This window comes from Pelagibaculum spongiae, assembly GCF_003097315.1.
In the GTDB taxonomy this organism is placed as follows: Bacteria; Pseudomonadota; Gammaproteobacteria; order Enterobacterales; family Pelagibaculaceae; genus Pelagibaculum; species Pelagibaculum spongiae.
In genome coordinates, this window is the sequence record NZ_QDDL01000001.1 from 69,115 (window position 1) to 88,129 (window position 19,015).

Annotated in this window: 15 protein-coding genes and 1 riboswitch; of the genes, 4 read left to right on the forward strand and 11 right to left on the reverse strand. The window is 40.8% G+C overall.

The window, feature by feature from the left end; genetic code table 11:
• Window positions 1-4: 4 nt before the first annotated feature.
• The 4 genes from nrdR to DC094_RS00365 all read right to left on the reverse strand — a co-directional run bounded on the left by nrdR (window position 5) and on the right by DC094_RS00365 (window position 3,728).
• Complete coding sequence (gene nrdR, locus DC094_RS00350; protein WP_116685124.1) at window positions 5-469, reverse strand: transcriptional regulator NrdR; 465 nt, start codon at window positions 467-469, stop codon at window positions 5-7.
• 153 nt (window positions 470-622) lie between these two features.
• Window positions 623-2,593: a propionyl-CoA synthetase gene (locus DC094_RS00355; RefSeq protein ID WP_116685125.1), complete on the reverse strand. Its 1,971-nt coding sequence runs from the start codon at window positions 2,591-2,593 to the stop codon at window positions 623-625.
• A 219-nt stretch (window positions 2,594-2,812) separates the two neighbouring features.
• The gene (locus DC094_RS00360) at window positions 2,813-3,205 is read right to left on the reverse strand and encodes a DUF4345 family protein (protein ID WP_116685126.1); all 393 of its coding nucleotides are present in this window, start codon (window positions 3,203-3,205) and stop codon (window positions 2,813-2,815) included.
• Window positions 3,198-3,728: a lipocalin family protein gene (locus tag DC094_RS00365; RefSeq protein WP_116685127.1), complete on the reverse strand. Its 531-nt coding sequence runs from the start codon at window positions 3,726-3,728 to the stop codon at window positions 3,198-3,200. The genes DC094_RS00360 and DC094_RS00365 overlap by 8 nt, the downstream gene beginning before the upstream one ends.
• Before the next feature lie 199 nt (window positions 3,729-3,927).
• Between DC094_RS00365 and chrA the strand changes: the two genes are divergently transcribed.
• The 4 genes from chrA to DC094_RS22330 all read left to right on the forward strand — a co-directional run bounded on the left by chrA (window position 3,928) and on the right by DC094_RS22330 (window position 11,743).
• A complete protein-coding gene (gene chrA / locus DC094_RS00370; RefSeq protein ID WP_116685128.1) occupies window positions 3,928-5,136 on the forward strand; it encodes a chromate efflux transporter in 1,209 nt (402 codons plus the stop codon).
• A gap of 1,146 nt (window positions 5,137-6,282) precedes the next feature.
• Window positions 6,283-6,828 (forward strand): scabin-related ADP-ribosyltransferase, encoded by a 546-nt coding sequence (locus DC094_RS00375; protein WP_116685129.1) that lies wholly within the window; start codon window positions 6,283-6,285, stop codon window positions 6,826-6,828.
• 536 nt (window positions 6,829-7,364) lie between these two features.
• Window positions 7,365-7,451: riboswitch (cyclic di-GMP riboswitch) on the forward strand.
• Window positions 7,452-7,633: 182 nt separating this feature from the next.
• On the forward strand, window positions 7,634-10,702 hold the full coding sequence (locus tag DC094_RS00380; RefSeq protein WP_116685130.1) for an ankyrin repeat domain-containing protein: 3,069 nt from the start codon (window positions 7,634-7,636) through the stop codon (window positions 10,700-10,702).
• Window positions 10,703-11,182: 480 nt separating this feature from the next.
• Window positions 11,183-11,743 (forward strand): group II intron maturase-specific domain-containing protein, encoded by a 561-nt coding sequence (locus tag DC094_RS22330; protein WP_255420848.1) that lies wholly within the window; start codon window positions 11,183-11,185, stop codon window positions 11,741-11,743.
• A 148-nt stretch (window positions 11,744-11,891) separates the two neighbouring features.
• On the opposite strand, the gene DC094_RS00390 is transcribed toward DC094_RS22330, so the two are convergent.
• From DC094_RS00390 to DC094_RS00420, 7 genes are all read right to left on the reverse strand, one after another.
• Entirely contained in the window at window positions 11,892-12,962 is a 1,071-nt protein-coding gene (locus DC094_RS00390) for a hypothetical protein (RefSeq protein WP_116685131.1), read from the reverse strand.
• A gap of 355 nt (window positions 12,963-13,317) precedes the next feature.
• Complete coding sequence (locus DC094_RS00395) at window positions 13,318-14,202, reverse strand: GIY-YIG nuclease family protein (RefSeq protein WP_116685132.1); 885 nt, start codon at window positions 14,200-14,202, stop codon at window positions 13,318-13,320.
• Between the two features lie 664 nt (window positions 14,203-14,866).
• Window positions 14,867-15,775: an SEL1-like repeat protein gene (locus tag DC094_RS00400; protein ID WP_206605540.1), complete on the reverse strand. Its 909-nt coding sequence runs from the start codon at window positions 15,773-15,775 to the stop codon at window positions 14,867-14,869.
• A gap of 492 nt (window positions 15,776-16,267) precedes the next feature.
• Window positions 16,268-16,585, reverse strand: a complete 318-nt coding sequence (locus tag DC094_RS00405; protein WP_116685133.1) for a hypothetical protein — start codon at window positions 16,583-16,585, stop codon at window positions 16,268-16,270.
• Window positions 16,586-16,668: 83 nt separating this feature from the next.
• Complete coding sequence (locus DC094_RS00410) at window positions 16,669-16,977, reverse strand: DUF2004 domain-containing protein (protein WP_116685134.1); 309 nt, start codon at window positions 16,975-16,977, stop codon at window positions 16,669-16,671.
• A 50-nt stretch (window positions 16,978-17,027) separates the two neighbouring features.
• Entirely contained in the window at window positions 17,028-17,747 is a 720-nt protein-coding gene (locus DC094_RS00415; RefSeq protein ID WP_116685135.1) for a hypothetical protein, read from the reverse strand.
• A 177-nt stretch (window positions 17,748-17,924) separates the two neighbouring features.
• Window positions 17,925-18,806 carry an SH3 domain-containing protein gene (locus DC094_RS00420; protein WP_133245417.1) on the reverse strand — a complete coding sequence of 294 codons (882 nt, stop codon included), beginning with the start codon at window positions 18,804-18,806 and terminating at the stop codon, window positions 17,925-17,927.
• Window positions 18,807-19,015: the final 209 nt, after the last annotated feature.

A 19,015-nucleotide genomic window follows, 5' to 3' on the forward strand; every position in this document is an offset into this window, starting at 1 on the left:
CGGCTTAATCGACTGTTTTTTCACTGGCCATGCGGTCTAGTTCATCACGGAATTCTTCGATATCTTGAAAGCTGCGGTAAACCGAAGCAAATCGAACATAGGCTACTTCATCGAGTGCTCGTAATTCGATCATTACTTTCTCGCCGAGCTTATCAGAATGGACTTCCCGCTCACCGGTGGCACGCAAAGAATGCATGATGCGGGTAATGGATTTTTCGACTTCTTCTGCCGCGACTGGACGCTTTTCTAGCGCACGTAAAATTCCGCTGCGAAGTTTTTCTTCGTCAAAAGGCACCCGATTGCCGTCACGCTTAATAATGCGTGGCATCACTAATTCGGCAACTTCATAGGTAGTGAAGCGTTCCTGACAGGTTTGACACTGGCGGCGTCGGCGAATCTGGGATCCACCCCCTACCAGTCGAGAGTCGATGACCTTGGTGTCATCGGCATGGCAAAAAGGACAATGCATAGAGCTCGCTAGCCGTTAACCCTTAGGGGTACATTCAATAAACAGGGTCGGCATATTAACACCATGGCCAGCGCTTTGCATGGGTTTGAACTATAGACTCTGGCCGCAAAGGTAATACCTATGCGGCCAATAGGGTGTTCTTAATAATGAAGGCTATTGAAGTGGTGCGTCATCTTCTTTGACTGGCTGGCGTTCAATTAAACCGCGTTCCGCCATAATCATTGAAATTTCATCAATACATTCAGGATCATCGATGGTTGAAGGAATAGTGTAGCTCTCGCCATCGGCAATTTGTCGCAGCAGTTTTCTCAGGATTTTCCCCGAGCGGGTTTTCGGCAATCGGTTGACCACCATCACCTTCTTAAAACACGCAACTGGGCCAATTTTTTTGCGAACGAGCCTTACCATGGCCTCTTCCATCACCGTAGGATCCAACAAATGTCCATCTTTTAGCAATACAAAGCCCACCGGCAACTGCCCGCGTAACTCGTCATGAATGCCAATGACTGCACATTCGGCCACCGCAGGATGAGACGCCACCACCTCTTCCATTTCACCCGTCGACAATCGATGGCCAGCAATATTGATAATGTCGTCGGTTCGGCCCATTACAAACAAATAACCTTCTTCATCGATATAACCGCCATCACCAGACAAGTAGTAACCTGGGAAAGGATCCATATAACCAGCACGGAAGCGCTGATGATTACCCCAAATGGAATACAAACACCCTGGCGGTAGCGGTTCTTGAATGACGATTGAGCCTTGCTCACCCGCTGGCTGTTGATTGCCATCGGCATCAAAAATTTTCACATTAAATCCGGCTGATGGCTTACTAGATGAACCGGGCTTAGTCGTCATCGGTTCAATACCCATCGGGTTCGCCGCGATCGCCCAACCGGTTTCAGTCTGCCACCAATGATCAATCACTGGTAAGCCCAAGCTATGATTGAGCCAATCCCAAGTCGCAGGATCGAGCCGCTCACCGGCAGCAAATAAATACTGCAATTTACTTAAATCATATTTTTGTGCCATTTCGCATTCTGGATCTTCCTTACGAATCGCACGAAATGCAGTGGGCGCAGCAAATAAAGCCTTTACCCCATACTCACTACACACTCGCCAAAACGCACCTGCATCAGGCGTTTTTACTGGCTTTCCTTCATAAAGAATCGTGCTTAAACCTGCAATAAGCGGCGCATAAACAATATAAGAATGGCCGACTACCCAACCAACATCTGAAGCAGCCCAAAAAACATCGCCTGGTTGCTGGTCATAAATCGCATCCATCGAATATTTCATCGCCACGGCATGGCCGCCGTTATCTCGAACAACACCTTTTGGTGTGCCTGTGGTGCCAGAAGTGTAAAGAATATATAAAGGGTCGGTTGCTTTTACCGGCGTACAAGGTGCTGGCGTCGTCCGCAGCAAAGCCTCTTTCCAGTCAACATCACGCCCCTCTTTCATATCCGCCGCATTGAAATGGGAACGCTGGAAAACAATGCAATAATCTGGTTGGTGATTCGCTTGGAATAACGCTTCATCGAGCAATGGCTTGTAGGGAAGAATATTATGTAATTCGATGCCGCAGGACGCAGTTAAAATCACTTTTGGTTTAGCATCATCAATTCGCACCGCTAACTCACGGGGTGCAAAACCACCAAACACTACCGAATGCACTGCACCTAACCGAGCACAAGCCAACATAGCAATCACTGATTGCGGTGACATCGGCATATAAATGACTACGGTATCGCCCTTCACCACGCCATGGTCCGCTAACACACCAGCAAAAGTTGCTACATCATTTTGCAGTTCTTTATAAGTAATCGAGCGCTTGGTCATGGTGACAGGAGAGTCGTAATAGATCGCAACCTGATCACCTCGCCCTTGCTCCACATGGTGATCAACCGCCATGTAGCAGGTGTTCATTTCACCGTCAGGAAACCAGCGCCAGCTGCCTTGTTCATCTTTTTCTAAGGTAGTCTTCGGAGCGGTGTACCAAGGAAGGTTTTTAGCTTGTTCCGACCAAAATTCTGCGGGATTATCCAGCGATTGCTGATGAACTGTTTGATAATCGAGACCTTGTCCAGATTTACTATTGGATACTTTCTGGTCAGCCATAACCTTCCCCTGTGTTTTCTTGGATGCAGTGAGACGTCTATCGGTCAAAGACTGCAAGTTCAGGCGAAAAAGGTCTATTCGACTTTAGGATAAGCAAACATTCTCATGTGGCGGTTTAATTAGCGCATTCACTCATCAACAATCCACCACGAAAAAACCGTCGTAAATCATCAGAAATATTAAAACAACGGAGTATTCTAGATAGAATAAAAGTTGTTTTTATCTTTCTGACCACAACCAAACAGCCAAAGCAGCGCTCAAACCCTCCCAAACCGCAAAACTCATTTGCGCCAGCGCCGGAAAACCAAACTGAAACACCGCAACGGCCCTTCCAATAAACAAACCACCACAGACTAAAACCAACAGCAACAGGCCTTGTACTTGCCATGAAGCTTTGAATGCCGACAGCGATAACGCAATACCAATCAATAAATATAGCCCGCCGTAATTGGCAAGAAATTCACTAGTGCCAATACCTTTTTGTAGTATTAATCCTGCGATTTCTGCTAAATACAAAGGTTGAACAAAAGCCATCATCGCCGTAGCAACAAACGCAAAGCCATTAACGAACAGCAGCCAGAATATTAGCTGACGATGTTTATGTTTATTCATGAGATACCTGCCGAGGAAAAATTAACGCTTTATCATCAAAACCTAATTGTTGAATACTACGAATAAATTTCGACTTCAAATTATCGGAAACTTCAGGCTGGCGTGCCAACAACCAGAGGTAATTTCGGTTCGGTCCACTGACAAATGCATACTGATAGTCCGAGCCCAATTCAAACACCACATACGCACCGTAAAATGGGCCGAAGAACGACACTTTAAGATGCCCTTGGTTGTCGGACTTTACAAAGTAAGCCTTACCTTCAGCTTGACTCCATTCACCCGACGCAGATGAATAGCCTCGATTAACCACCCGAACGCCACCGTCATCACGCATTGAATAATTAGCCGAGACTTGCTCAAGGCCACGCTCAAACGAATGATCGAGCCGAGCGATTTCATACCAAGTGCCAAGATAACTTTCGATTTGAAAAGGCTGCACTGGAGCAATACCCTTTGGCAAGGCGGTGCAACCGAAAAGAAACAATAAAATTAACAGCAAGAATAATCGGGAGTTGGCTTTCATGGGTAGGCGTCCTTACTGTTTCATTCATATAACAGTAATAGCAACAAAATTACCTAGAAGATCTTGATGCTAAAAATATTGTAATTGAGCAATGATAAGCCAAGTAGAACAAAACTGGGGCGCTAGACATTGCTTTGTCATCTATTTCTATTAATATCCTGCCAAAAACATTCTCATAATAACCTAGAGCACTATCAGCATGACCAATCACTCGGCCAGCCAACCCGATCAAAGGCATTCGGTTTTTTCAGTTTTCATTACCTTCTTAAAATTAGGGTTAAGCGCTTTTGGCGGGCCAGTGGCACACATTGGTTATTTCCATAAAGAATTTGTGAAAAAACAACAATGGCTCAGCGACAGTCAATTTTCACAACTATTAGCGATTTGCCAGTTTCTGCCCGGCCCGGCTAGCAGTCAGCTGGGCTTTAGCATCGGCCTGCTACGCGCAGGTTGGTTAGGCGCATTGGCGGCATTTATCGCTTTCACTCTACCTTCGGTATTACTGTTAATCGGCTTTGCACTTTTACTGCCCGCAGTTACTGGCGATTTTGCCAACGCTGCCATTCACGGTCTAAAACTAGTGGCATGTGTAGTGGTCATTGATGCATTACTTGGCATGAGCCAAAAACTTTGCCCAGACACACCTCGCAAATTAATGGCTATTTTCAGTGCCGCTATTTTAATTGTCTCGGGTAACGTCTGGCTACAAATTGGGCTGGTTTTGGCTGGTGCGGTATTAGGCGCTCGCTATTGCCAACAGGCATTAACCACTGGCTCAGAAAAAATTCAGATAAATTACAGCAAAAAGCTGGCGAGCATTTTTATTATCATTTTCGCTGGAATATTTATTGCACTGCCGTTATTTGCCGACAACAACAGCCTGCTTGCCATAGCCGATGCATTTTATCGCGCAGGTGCACTGGTATTTGGTGGCGGCCATGTTGTATTGCCGCTGCTGGAAGAATCCGTCGTTGGAAACCAATGGCTGGATCAATCACAATTCCTCGCAGGCTACGGCGCATCTCAGGCAATTCCCGGGCCGATGTTTGCCTTTTCAGCTTATCTCGGTGCATTAATTCCAGGAGAACACTCTAACCTTTTCGCCGCATTCATCGCAGTTATTTTTATGTTTCTACCGGGTTTTTTGCTGGTCAGTGCAATACTGCCCTTCTGGAAAAGTTTCACCACACTTAAGTATGCCGCCAGTGCAGTCGCTGGCGTGAACGCAGTGGTAGTTGGGCTACTTGCCGCAGCCCTTTATGACCCGATTTTCATTTCTGGCGTTCAATCACCCATCGACATGGCAACAGTACTGATTGGGCTGGTGATTTTAAGCGTATTAAAACGTTCAGCATTATGGGTGGTGGTCAGCTGTGTATTGCTGAGTATCGGAAGCAGTATTTTGTAAGCTAGCTCAATTTTCTGCGCTGTAGGTTTGGCAAGCCTACGGCGCAACCAGACAAACAAAACAACTCAGAAAATAAAGCATTTCTTATCCACATACTTATTTTCATCAGCAGTACCTATTTCTTCTTACCTTACCCATAGACTTCTCTAAACGATCGTTCAATATCATCAAGCAACCCTCGAAAAAAAAATCGAAGACTTGCCATCCACAATCACACTTGGCTAACAACAAGATATTTTTATAAAAATAAAACCAATACAACACTCAACTAGTTTACTATTCTTAACTTTGCATATTCATTTCTTTGGCTGACACCGTCTTCTTTTTAAGCCATGAAAGCCACCTCTTTTTTGAATATTTAATCACAGCCAATAAAAGTCGGTAACTTTTTCTTTTTCAAGAGCAGCGCCAGATTAATCCAGAACTAGTACAAATAAATTTATGGGTAGCGCTAGCTGCCATTTACTTTAGCGCCATTTACTTTAGCGCCATTTACTTTAGCGCCATTTACTTTAGCATCATTTACTTTATTTTCTCCTACTTACTCTCACTGCAAGTCAAAAACAGCAGCTTTAGAATGACGAAAAACCCCATCGTAGCAGCAGCTAACGGAACACTTACCTCCCCCACACACAATCTTACTTAACCAAGAACAAGATACTTTTATAAAAAACAAACCAATACAACATTCAACTAGTTTACTCACTCGATCATAAATTATTTTTCACCTTGCACAGTCATTCTCTTGGCTGGCACTAGTTTTTTTCTACATCAGCTTTTTCTTGTCAACTAATGGTAACTTCGGACAGTAGACATGATCTAATCAATATGTGCATGATTGTTTATATTGAAGTTATCTAATTTTCTACTAACCCCTCTTTCTGCAATATATTTTTTGAATTAAATTCACGCTAACCTACTGTTTTTGTGTCGCGTGGCTTATTGGTTCGTGATGCTTTGTTGAATAAAGTGTGCTGAGCTGCACAGAAACAATACCAAATGATAAATAAATAAATAAGAGCTATTGATTTGAAGTAGCATTCGCCCTGTTTTGACGAGGCGTGCTCGTATTTTCAAATGGCCTGAATCTGCTGCCTTTATTTTTTATTTTTCCTTATACGATATTCAGGTCGCAAGAGCGGTTAAATGTTTGAATTTATTTCAAGAAAAAAGCGTATTATAGCTAGAGTTATCCAGCGCAAGCACCTCCCCGAGTATACCTATCGCTGGGATAAACGGCTGCCGGAAGTAATTAGCTCAGAAGGTTTTTTCCCTTGGAATATTGAGGGAAATGTGACATTGGTAGAGCATGTCAAGAATTCATATGGTTTTAATCATCCGCGTGCACGACAGATCACTCAACATGATAGCCAGTGGGTGTCCACAGGCACCTACGGTATGTTAAAGAAGATTGACCCGACGTTTGCACAGCAGATATTTAATAGCTATTTATATCGAGTTAATACACAGCAGGCGCTAGTCACTGGACCATTTCAGGATGTAAATAGCCATTTTGACAAGTCAGGATTGCATCGACCTTATGCAACGCAGCGAGAGTGGGCCAAACTGGGCGGAATTTTAGCGAGTGCGATTATTGAATATATGCCCGGTCGCGTGTTTTATGATCAGTATAATATCGTTAAAGGTGCACCAGATGAAAATGAGCTTACAGGCTGGCAATCAATGCACTAGCAACTTGAATCGTTTATAAGCTTGCTTCGGTGAATCTTTTGGCTGTCGATAACTGCTTATCCAGTTGTGAATGCATCAAAAACCATTCGAAACGGGTTAAAAACGCTTTGGCTCTTGCTAGATAGCAGGGTGTCGATGTTTTTCAAGGGCTATCTATTTTTTGAGTACCTAATCACAGCCAATAAAAGCCGGTAACTTTTTCTTTTTTCAAGAGCAGCGCTAGATTAACCCAGAACTAGTACAAATAAATTTATGGGTAGCGCTAGCTACTATTTACTTTATTTTCTTCTACTCACTCTGGCCGCAAGTCAAAAGCAGCGGCTTTAGAATGATTCGAAGCTGTATTGCATCAGCAGCTTGAACTGTTCTGATTTGTTTTCCTAGTGTCAAAACAAAAAACTGCAGCATTGATCATAAATAAACAAACAAACAAAAAGAATAATTATCTTGAAAAACACTAATGATACATTTACATTTATTGTGCGAATTATTACATAGAAAAAATTACACTAAACTTAATGACGATATAATATGTAGGTAAATAAAGGCAAACCTTTCGAAAGATAGGGACGCAAAGCTACCGGTCTAAGGTAATGTATCACTACGACAGCGGAGCTACTGGGGCCTGATGGAATATTTATTTTTCATAGGTACATCTACCAGCAATTAATATGCTAGGTAATTAATGCATGTTTGATAAGATGAACTTATACAAGTTATTAATAAGAACACCTTCTCTTACCGAACTATTATTTAGCATTACAAAACCACCTACCTATTTATTTAATATATAAAGAGGTAAAAAATGCCATCAAGAAAAAAGACCGCTCTTGCTCTATTTCTTTCCTGTTACTCATTAACCAGTTACGCCGCAGTTGATGTTAGTATCACAACATCAGCGAATTCGGAATCAAGTCCGGTTCAACAATTCAATGTATCGATCAATTCTGATGTTCCATTGAAGTACGTTGAAGCACTCGAAGATTCGGTTGAATTTTGCAATCAATATTTCTTTTTATTCTCACCTGAAACAGTTAACGACAAGCACTTCTCATTTCAAAAAATATACAACTATAAAAACCACAAATGGGCCAATGGCAGCAACCTTTGTGTACGCATTGAAGACGAGAATGGCAAACAATACGCTTTCGCTAGCCAAGATTCGATTTCATTGGCGAAGCCTGATTTTAGCCTGAATCAGGTAATAACAGAAAGCGTCGTGAGCGATCTCAACACCAGTGGTAGTCAGTCACTGACCAGCTTTAAAGTAGAGTATATTTATCAGCCGAATAATGCCAACGCTCCAATATTATTCGACTTATCGGGTCAGCTTAATAGCGATGTTGAATTAACTCTAACGCCCGCCAACGGATCAAGCGCCAGCGCTGACTCTTTTAAGGTAACTAGCCGCAATGGTCATTGGCAGTTGAACGATATTCCCATTAGCGTGTCTGCTGACAGTCGATTTACCGATCATCGATTTACTATCAGCGGAACACATCCGCTTGCGCCAGATGCCGTATTGTTCAGCCAACCTTTAACACTGATAGGTCGTAACTTAAATATCGATGTGTATCAAAAACCCCAAGACCCCATCAATGAAGCCGTTAGCGCCTCAGCAACATCGCGCTGGAGTATTAGAACACCAGTCGACATTGTAAAGCAGCGCATATTACTGTTATCAGAAGCTAATCAATGTCAAAGCAATAATCCAACGGCTGAATTGAGCATTGTCATTGAGCGCGACAATTATGACTTTTTAACCAATCCAGCGACGCATGGAAAATACGCCTGCCTGCAATTAGAAGATAAAGATGGTCATTTATTCACAACGGATATTGGTTGGGTAAGAAAGCAAGCTGCAGCTGAAATCATCATTAGTGATGACATTGCTGTTACTGAGCAATATTTTGATCAATTCAGTGGTTATTCCATCGGCACTGAAACGCTAGCATTAAATTATATCAGCGATGAAGGTTATTTGACTCGAGAAAGAATCTTAGAAAAATGCCAAACAATCGATAGCGGTATTCCATTAAATACCGACGGTTTTGATTTTGTTTTATCAGAACCATCATTGCACGATCATTACGTGTGCTTGACCGCTAATAATGGCAAAGGCGGAGTCACCGCTTGGCTCAGTGATCATAAGATAAATCTTCGTGACGGCATTGAAGTCGTACACAATACACAAGCACGCTACCCATCAACACCTTACCCGACCAACCTTTCAATTCCTGAAAAACTGCAAAACTCGACATTAAATAATATCGGCTGTCGGGGTGTTTTACTGTCAACAGATCTAGCATTAACCGCAGGCCACTGCCAGGCACCATTTTTTCATCCAACCAATGGTACTTGGGGGCAATCAGTTCGCCGTACTTCGTACATACTCGCGCAAGATGAACAAGCCAATAGTATTTACGAAACAACAAGAGCTGATTTAATTACTAACTACCTTGATAATATCGAAGAAGATGCTGATGCAAAAGCAGCTCAACGCGAGCAATTAAGAGCAGACCTCAAGCAAACAATTGATTTATACTCTAAATATGTAGTCAGCGATTTTAGAACCTACATCAGCCCTTATTTCGGTCCTAGAGATACAGCAGAGCGAACCTTTTCTGATTTCGCATTACGCGACATGGCAACTCCGTATAACGGAGATACCACGACCCTAAACTACGCTCAGCCACTCGTGTACACCTACCCCAGCGATATCCATTTAACACCTGGAGAATTTCGAGGCCACGGCTCACATGAAAACTCCCCAATGTCTGGCTGGCGAGGCGGAGCCATTCATACTCACTTACCTCCTGGTGGCAATGCCGTTCAGTACGTTGTTGTCGATACCGTCGGTGGCGAATCGGGTTCAGCCTTATGGGCTTACGATGCTAACCTCGATACTTACGGTGTTATTGGTGCCGTTCGCGGCGGCGGTTCATGGTCATCCGTTTGGAATCACGGCCGCGTCACCCGTCAAGCTTTAGCGCACTCGCGTGCAAAAGGCTTACAACGTCGTCTCGATAACGCCAGCAATAACGGCGATATGTTTAATTATCGCGATCTGCGTCGGGCATTAGCGAAAGCAGATAATCAACATTTAACCAACATCATTGATTCAGGCGTTAATATTAATTTAAACGCTGATGGAGAAAAAGATGGCTGGTTATTGGCTCGAGCCATTGATTTTGCAGTTGCTGCTCACAACAAACTATTAAGACGCAATAATCACGACAATCAGCAACGCTATGAAGCACACGTAAATGCCATCAAAACATTAATGCTTGGTGGTGCTGATCCGCGCCTAACGGTTAGCAAACCAACCAAAAATATGAACATAAAAGCAGGCGATAGCGTGCTCCATTATGCAGTTAGAACCAATAACGTTAAAATAATAGAAGCGCTTTGGTTAAATACTACTGATTTTGATTTTGAATCGATCAGCCGCACAATGATTAATAGTGCTGGAGACACACCATTGCATGTTGCGATCAACCAAGGCGTTGATTTATCAATCTTTAAGTTATTGTTTACCGATGCAAGTAGCGATATCTTTATTGACGATGCCCAAGGTGACAATAGCCTCGATAAACTGCTCAACCAAGACTCTATCAGCGATCAACACGTTGAATACATTGACTGGATTGGTAAAGCCTATTCTTATGAGCCAATTAGCATCAGCCATAACGGCTACATCACCCACCAAGACTGGGTGCCGCTTTTATGTCATCGCATTGAATATAAAGGCATAAACTATAGTTTTAATGAGCTTGCGTTATTACGCAGTAATGATTTAACGCCGAAAGCCGTTTCTGCAATTACTCGACTCGGCAATCGTTCGGGAGTCGATGCAAGCCTTTATTGCCAATAACAGAATAAACGTTTATCTCAAGACATAAGACTTTCTTGTTGTTTTAATCTTGTTGGCCAGAGAGCATCGCTCTCTGGCCAACTGATAATCAACAAAACTGCCGCACCATTCAAAATTCACGAGCCAACAAATCAATGACTGACATTCCACTGGCGGCGATGATCGTAATTTTTACGGCGCCTTTTGAGCAAGACTAGATCTTCACCACACAACCGCCCTCACCTAACGCAACGCGAAATTACATGCGTTCTTGATCATAGATATAATGATATTTACAGGCAGAAAAAAAAGAAACATTTGCAAAAGAAACACTTGCCACCCATAACAGAATCTGGTTAAAAACAAGATATTTTTATAAAGAGCAAACCAATACAACATCCAACCAGTTTACTCAAAAATTATTTTTTACCTTGCATAGCCATTCTTTTGGGTGGCACTGTCTTTCTTAAAGCTGGCCGAATTAATTGGCATGATAAATCTTTGATTAAATTCAAGCGACAAGTCAGAAAATTAACTAACCGAAATTGGGGTGTCTCAATGAAATACCAACTGTTTAAAATCAGTCAGTATTTACGAGGCTGGATTAATTACTATGGAATTGCCAGCGGCTATCAAAAGTGTGTGGAGTTGGATCACTGGATCCGACGACGTGTACGAATGGCTTATTGGCGACAGTGGCGTAAACCACGAACCAAAGTAAGAAGTCTGATTCGATTGGGCGTCCCGATTCACACGGCGGTAGGTTGTGGAGAAACACTTGCCACCCATAACAGAATCTGGTTAAAAACAAGATATTTTTATAAAAAGCAAACCAATAAATTATTCAACCAGTTTACCCATAAATTATTTTTCATCTTACATAGTCATTTTTTTGGGTGGCACTATTTTTTCACAACCAGTTTACTCATAAATTATTTCTTACCTTGCATAGTCATTCTTTTGGGTGGCACTGTTTTTTTTCTTATCGGTATAAAGGGGGCAACATCGAATCCCATCTCAATTTTCAAGCTAGCTTTTGGAACGAACACTTGCCACCCATAACAGAATCTGGTTAAAAACAAGATATTTTTATAAAGAGCAAACCAATAAAACACCTAACCAGTTTACTCATAAATTATTTTTTACCTTGCATAGTCATTCTTTTGGGTGGCATGGCTTTTCTCGTTTTCGGCTACTCGATTAGGTTAAATTAAAGTAAATCTAGCATTTCTTTTTTCTTTAAACCAAATTCACCATCATCAATCAACCCTTCATTTTTTAATATATTCAATTGCCTGATTCGATCTGCAACATCATTAGTAGAATTCTTTTGTAAACTTTGTCTTGGTGCGAAAACCCCTACCTCTCCCGCTGAATTAATTTTAATTAATTGATCAATTTTTTCGATTCCTCTCGTTACATCTTCACTAGAAATATCTAAGTTGTTGCTCGCTATTTTTTCAAATATTTTTTTTAAATTTCTTTCGTTGCTGGCAACTTTTTCATTTTCAAGATAAAGAGATGAAAACTCATTAAGCTCATCTTTGTCAATCATTTCATATCTTACTGTTAGAGTACCAGCTGGCTTAACAACCATCATGTATATAAGAGCAACAATGCCTATTAATATAAAACATAACAGAAGTGCGACGACAAAAGCTATCGCACCCCACTGCCCTTGCTGATAATTTTGAGATATGACTGAATACCCTTTTCTTTTCAATTCTTTGGAATCATTTTCAAAGGCGATTATTGCACTAGCCTCAGTGCCTTGATATGTTTTTACTAACATATCTACAGGATTGTTTTGTAAATCTTGCTTTCGTACTAAAATCTCAACCTCTCTTACTGAATTTATTTTAATCAATTGATTAATTTTTTTGATCCCTTCTGCTATATCTTCACTAGAAACATCTAAATTATTATGCGCTGTTTTTTCAAATAGTTTTTTTAAATTCTTTTTATTTCCGACAACTTTTTCATTTTCAAGATAAAGAGATACAAACTCATCAAGCTCTTCTTTATTAATTATTTTATATCTTACTGTTAGAGTGCCATCTGGTTTAACAACCGTCATGTATATAAGAGCGGCGATCCCTACTAATATAAAACATAATAGAAGTGCGATGATGAAAGCTACCGCACCCCACTGCCCTTGCTGATAATTTTGAGATATGACTGAATACCCTTTTCTTTTCAATTCTTTGGAGTCATTTTCAAAGGTGATTGTTGCGTTGGCCTCAGTGCCCTGATATGTTTTTACTAATGTATCGCATTCCATTTTATTTCCTTGCTGTTCTAGTAGATTAAATTCTATATTATGGGGGGGTGAATTTAAGAAGATAACTTATGTGGCTTCTCTGCTTCAAATACACAAAAACTTGCCACCCACAACCACACTTGGCAACGAATACTTACGAACACTTGCCACCCATAACAGGATCTGGTCACAGAAACACTTGCCACCCACAATTATATCTGACCAAGAATAAGATATTTTTATAAAAAGAAAACCAATAAATCATTCAACCAGCTTACTCATAAGTTATTTTTCACCTTGCATAGTCATTTTTTTTGGTGGCACTGTTTCTTGTGCTAAAAATGTGACAGTGTTAGCTGCCTGGCTCAAGTGCTTGTTAGGTTTTGTTAACCAGTCGATTTTCTATAGTTTTCAAAAGTTCACCATCAGTGGTTTTCCAACTTTGCGGCCCGCTCCGGCTATTACCAGCAACTAAATCAGCGGCAGAAGATGATGAACTAAAAAGCTTATCTTTTAACAAAAGATAGTAGCCTCCTTTATCTTCAAGCATCCCGTCATCAAGCATTTGAGTTTTAATAATTAAATTTTTGTTTGATAGGCTCGTTGATGCTGCACGACTTAATTGTGAATTACTTAAAAGAATAAAACCATCGTCAGTAACTCTTCCGTTGGCGATTAAGCCATTTGTTTGAAAACTAAATTCATAATTCATGATTAAATCATTTTGGCTGGCGCTTTCTAACGTCACACTAGAGGATATTGATTCTAAAATCCTATGGCTTAAACTGCCCAGTACAATTCGGATATTATCAATAAACTCTTCCATTGCCGCAGCTTCTGCTCGCGGCAAACTTGATTTCGTAGGAATATTACTATTTTCTAATTCATACCTATCTGCATGCTTGCTGATTTCTACCAGTCGCGCCTCGAGATATTTGATATGTCCTTTTGTTAAGCTTTCGTCTTTACTTGTAAAAATGATAACTTCATTCCAGAACTCTTTCTTTCTATCGTGGTCTGCTAGACGCTTGAAAACATCTTCAGACTCGCCAATATATGCGACGTTGTCGTCTCCATTTGAATTTTCAAATAAAAAATAAATTCCAGGTCTTCTACATTCATCCCACGAACCTAATTCAGAAAATCTACTGCGGGGACAGGCAAGCGCTTGACCTGACCAATTTGCAATTTCAACATGGCGCAGTCCTGCAGGACTTCCATCCGCTAAAAATATTTTAATACTTCGGCCAAACTTGGGCATGTTCTCGATACTTCCTGTAAACCTAACAACAACCTATAAATATGAAAACAGGATTCCACTTTAAAGTTACCGAAACCCGCTAGCTGACTGGCTTTGCCCCGCTTTCACTTGATGCAAGCGAGCCTATAATCTGAATCCGTATATGTCAATTGACTGATCTAACAGCAAAATTCCTTATAAGTAGCGCCCATCGCATAATGCCAGTAACCAATTGATTTTTAGCTTCTAATTTGATGTTCTCAAATGACATATGCGGCGTTGACTATTGATAAAAATACAAAGTAGGTCTGCTACGCCTAATCCATAACCCTTAACCCTTAACAACCCAGCCCAGCACACTCAGCCCAGCACAACCACAAAAAATGCCGATCAGTTTAACTGGTCGGCATTTTTTGTAATGCGTTTAAAAGCTGAGTGTTAGCGCTCCGTTTTAACCCGCCGTGCTAATACCGGAAATCAAAACGAACACTTGCCACCCATAATCGTACTTAGCCAAAAACAAGTTATTTTTATAAAGAGCAAACCAATAAATCGATCGACTAGTTTACTCATAAATTATTTTTCACTTTGTATCGCTATCCCTTTGGGTGGCATGGTTTTTTGTGGTTTTTCTTCTGTTTTGTTATTTTTTTATCTTGCTTAACGCCTCTGCCGAAGCTGTCCATCACTCCGAGACTCCGAGATTGTATTGGGCATCGGCATATCCTTGCTTGGCTGCTTTCTGAAACCATTTTACGGCTTCAAAGCGATCCTGTTTAACGCCTTCACCTGAGTCGTACGCCAACCCAATAAAAAACTGAGCTCCAGCATGCCCTTGTTCGGCCGCTTTTCTGAACCACTGTACTGCCTCAAAGCGATCCTGTTTAACGCCTTCACCTGAATCGTACGCCGTCCCAATAAAAAACTGAGCTTCTGCGTATCCTTGTTCGGCCGCTTTTCTGAACCACTGTACTGCCTCAAAGCGATCCTGTTTGACACCTTCACCTGAATCGTACAAAGCTCCGAGGAGGGTCTGAGCTTCGACATGCCCTTGTTCGGCCGCTTTTCTGAACCACTGTGCTGCCTTAAAATCATCCTGCTTAACGCCTTCACCGTTGGCATAAGCGATCCCGAGAGTGTATTGAGCGTCGGCATCCCCTTGCTTGGCCGCTTTTCTGAACCACTGTGCTGCCTTAAAATCATCCTGCTTAACGCCTTCACCGTTGGCATAAGCGATCCCGAGGTTGTATTGAGCGTTGGTATGCCCTTGTTCGGCCGCTTTTCTGAACCACTGTGCTGCCTCAAAACGATCCTGCTTAACTCCTATGCCTTCGTTGTACATCAGTCCTGTGAAATATTGAGCGTCGGAATGCCCTTGCTTGGCCGCTTTTCTGAACCACTGTGCTGCCTTAAAACCATCCTGTTTAACGCCTTTACCGGTAGCATAATCGATCCCAAGGTTGTATTGAGCGCTGGCATCTCCTTGTTCAGCCAATGGCTCAAGGATGCACTTCACATCATCTTTAGCGCAATCCAGATCAGCCGCATGCGCTACGGGCATCACGAACAACAATATCCATATAAACCACTTCATCTTTACATCCTGATTAATTCACCGGCCACTAGTATATTTGCCTTAAGAAACACTTGCACCCATAACAGAATCTGGTTAAAAACAAGATATTTTTATAAAGAGCAAACCAATACAACATCCAACCAGTTTACTCATAAATTATTTTTTACCTTGCATAGCCATTCTTTTGGGTGGCACTATTTTTCTTTACGGCGCCTTTTGAGCAAGACTAGATCTTCACCACACAACCGCCCTCACCTAACGCAACGCGAAATTACATGCGCTCTTGATCATAGATATAATGATATTTACAGGCAGAAAAAAAAGAAACATTTGCAAAAGAAACACTTGCTAAAGAAACACTTGCCACCCATAACAGAATCTGGTTAAAAACAAGATATTTTTATAAAGAGCAAACCAATACAACATCCAACCAGTTTACTCATAAATTATTTTTTACCTTGCATAGCCATTCCTTTGGGTGGCACTGTTTTTCTGTTTTTTTTCACGCACCTACCTTACGATTTTTTTCTCCATGCCCCAGCCAGGCTGAGAGGTTTTTACGCCTTTATGCTCGCTAGTTGCAGTAAAATGAAATATTACCCGACCTTGCCACTCTCCAGTTGTTTGAATATGGTAACCAGTAATTTTACCACCAAAATATGAAGGCTTTATTTGAGCTTTGTGGAGAAATATGTCACCACCAATAAGACCTTCTGCCACTTCGATTGAAACCTTCCAATAACCACTTTCCCAATTTTGAGACGTTTTGTCTGTACGAGTAAACCGCAGCTCTTTTTCTATGAGGTGTATCTGCATGGCAGCTTCCATTTAGATGATAACGCCAATATTGTGGGGCGCGTAAGCATCCCAGTGCCGTAGGTAAGATCACGAATGCCTTGTTAAATTTTGATCTAGCCTTCCATTGAGATTTCTTCAATGCCACCACTTTCATCGAACCTTACACTGACAACATAATCAGTGATTTCATGTGGTAATGAAAAATCATAAGCTAGCCCTTCATCCCAGCATGATTTGAATACTAAAGATTCAAGCACTTGGTTATTTGTAGGCTTTTTAAACCCAATAGCCTTTACCCAGTCAGAATCATTTAATTCCTCAAGATGGTGCTGAATAAATAAATCTACACCACATTCGCCAATGCCTGTTCCGGAGGATGCTTTAATAGCCATTAAAGCTTTTTCTTTTTTATTTAAATCCATGAAACTTGTCCCGGAGAAATTTAACGCCGCCAACCCGCTCTGTTTTTTTCCTACAAGGATTCTAGATAATTCGCAATCTTTTCATTGCCAAGTTTACGATAAACATGCGCAGATTTTTTTGCTAGCAAACCATAAATCAAAAAAACAGACTCATCAAACCCGTACAAATAATCAATATTTTTTTTTGCCGAGTTATAGTCACCAATATCAGCATATAAAAACACCAAATTGTAGAACACTTCAAACTCTAAATAACCATTGGACTTTAACATTTCCAAACTGCTTATTGCCGGGCGAATAAAACTATCATCTATCAACCCTTTCAGATTTGCAGAGTACAGAACAGATATATATTTTACATACGATCTGCCGTCATCATATTCATTCCAAATTTTTTTATAACCTAATGCAACTTCTCGGTATGCTTCCCACTCTTTTGAATCAGATTCAACCAACAAACTATATTGTATATCTAAGCCCATTTTTTTTGATAAGACTCTTTTTTTTGGAAATCTTAAAAGAAACTCTTTCAAAACATTTTCAGCCAACTTATGCTGGCCTGATTCAATATAAATAGCTATAAGCTTTTCATAATAAATACTAGCATTCTTGCATTGGCTAGTACCCTCCCATTTTTGTCCAGCTTCTTCCAAAGACAACTCTTTCTTAGAATATTGTGAACGTAGACCAGCCCACTCTTCAGAACAATCTTTTGCATAAACATTTTGAGCTAAAAATAAGCAAAGAAAACATATCAACAATCTATACACAGAAACCTCCAAGTTCTATTTTTTTCTACGAGAGAACGAATACGAACGAACACTTGCCACCCACAATCGCACTTGGCCAAGAATAAGATATTTTTATAAATAGCAAACCAATACAACATCCAACCAGTTTACTCATAAATTATTTTTTACCTTGCATAGCCATTTTTTTTGGTGGCATTATTTTTCTGTAAAAACCCAACCAGTAATCCGGGCGCCTGTTTCTAGATTACGCCATTCAATTAGTGACCAATTCTTTTGTTTTTCTATAATCATCACTGTATATGAGAAATGCAAATAGCCGATTACTTCTGATTTGGTTGATGCTGAAGATCTAACATTTAGGATATCAGCTGAAACATATCTAAAAGAAGATAATAGTTGCTTATTCTCAACTTCAGAATTAACAGTCATCTTGAGTTCTTTTGTGATTACTATTTTTTCTGTTTTTATATACGAATTGATTTTATTATTCACTACTGGAGTTATCAGTGCAGCCAAAATCACCATGAGTAATGGATAAATATAACTGATGAATATTTTCTGCGTTAAAGGATCTTTTAGTAACTTAATTTCATTAGCCAACTCATTTATTGAGTTTTCTAATGAATTGGTATTTCCAAAAAATTGACTCTGAAATATCGTTTCAGCTAACCCTTCTAATTCCGAAGCTGCTATTTGCTTAGAAGAAAGAGATACCAACCCATCAGCACTTACTTGTATGTCATCTTCTACTTCTAACGCTATGTCTCTTATGTATTTTAGGGACATATTATGGTTTATCATTTTCTGTACTTCAGAAAATGGCTCGGATATGTGTGCAAGTGTTGCTCTAAGTTCTTTTAATGGGTCAAAAGTCAGTGAAGCCCTCAAACCCTTCATAGGGTCAGTGATGGAAGTAAGCATTTCTCGGTGCTGTTTCATAGGATCAACAAGAGAAGCCATCATTTCTCGATGTTGCTTCATAGGATCAGTAAGAGCAGCCATCATTTTTTGATGCTCAATAAGAGGATTTGAGAGTAATTCTAGCGAGTCTCGAATGTCTTTGAGTGGATCTTTCAATTTAATCCTTTAAGTTTACAGGCAATTTGTGGGTTGACACTTGAGCCCTAACAGCAACCTACCCGGATCTAATTCCTTAAAGGTTGATATAAATATGAAAACAGGATTCCACTTTAAAGTTACCGAAACCCGCTAGCTAACTAGCTTTGCCCCGCTTTCACTTGAGCAAGCGAGCCTATAATCTGAATCCGCACATGTCAATTGACTGA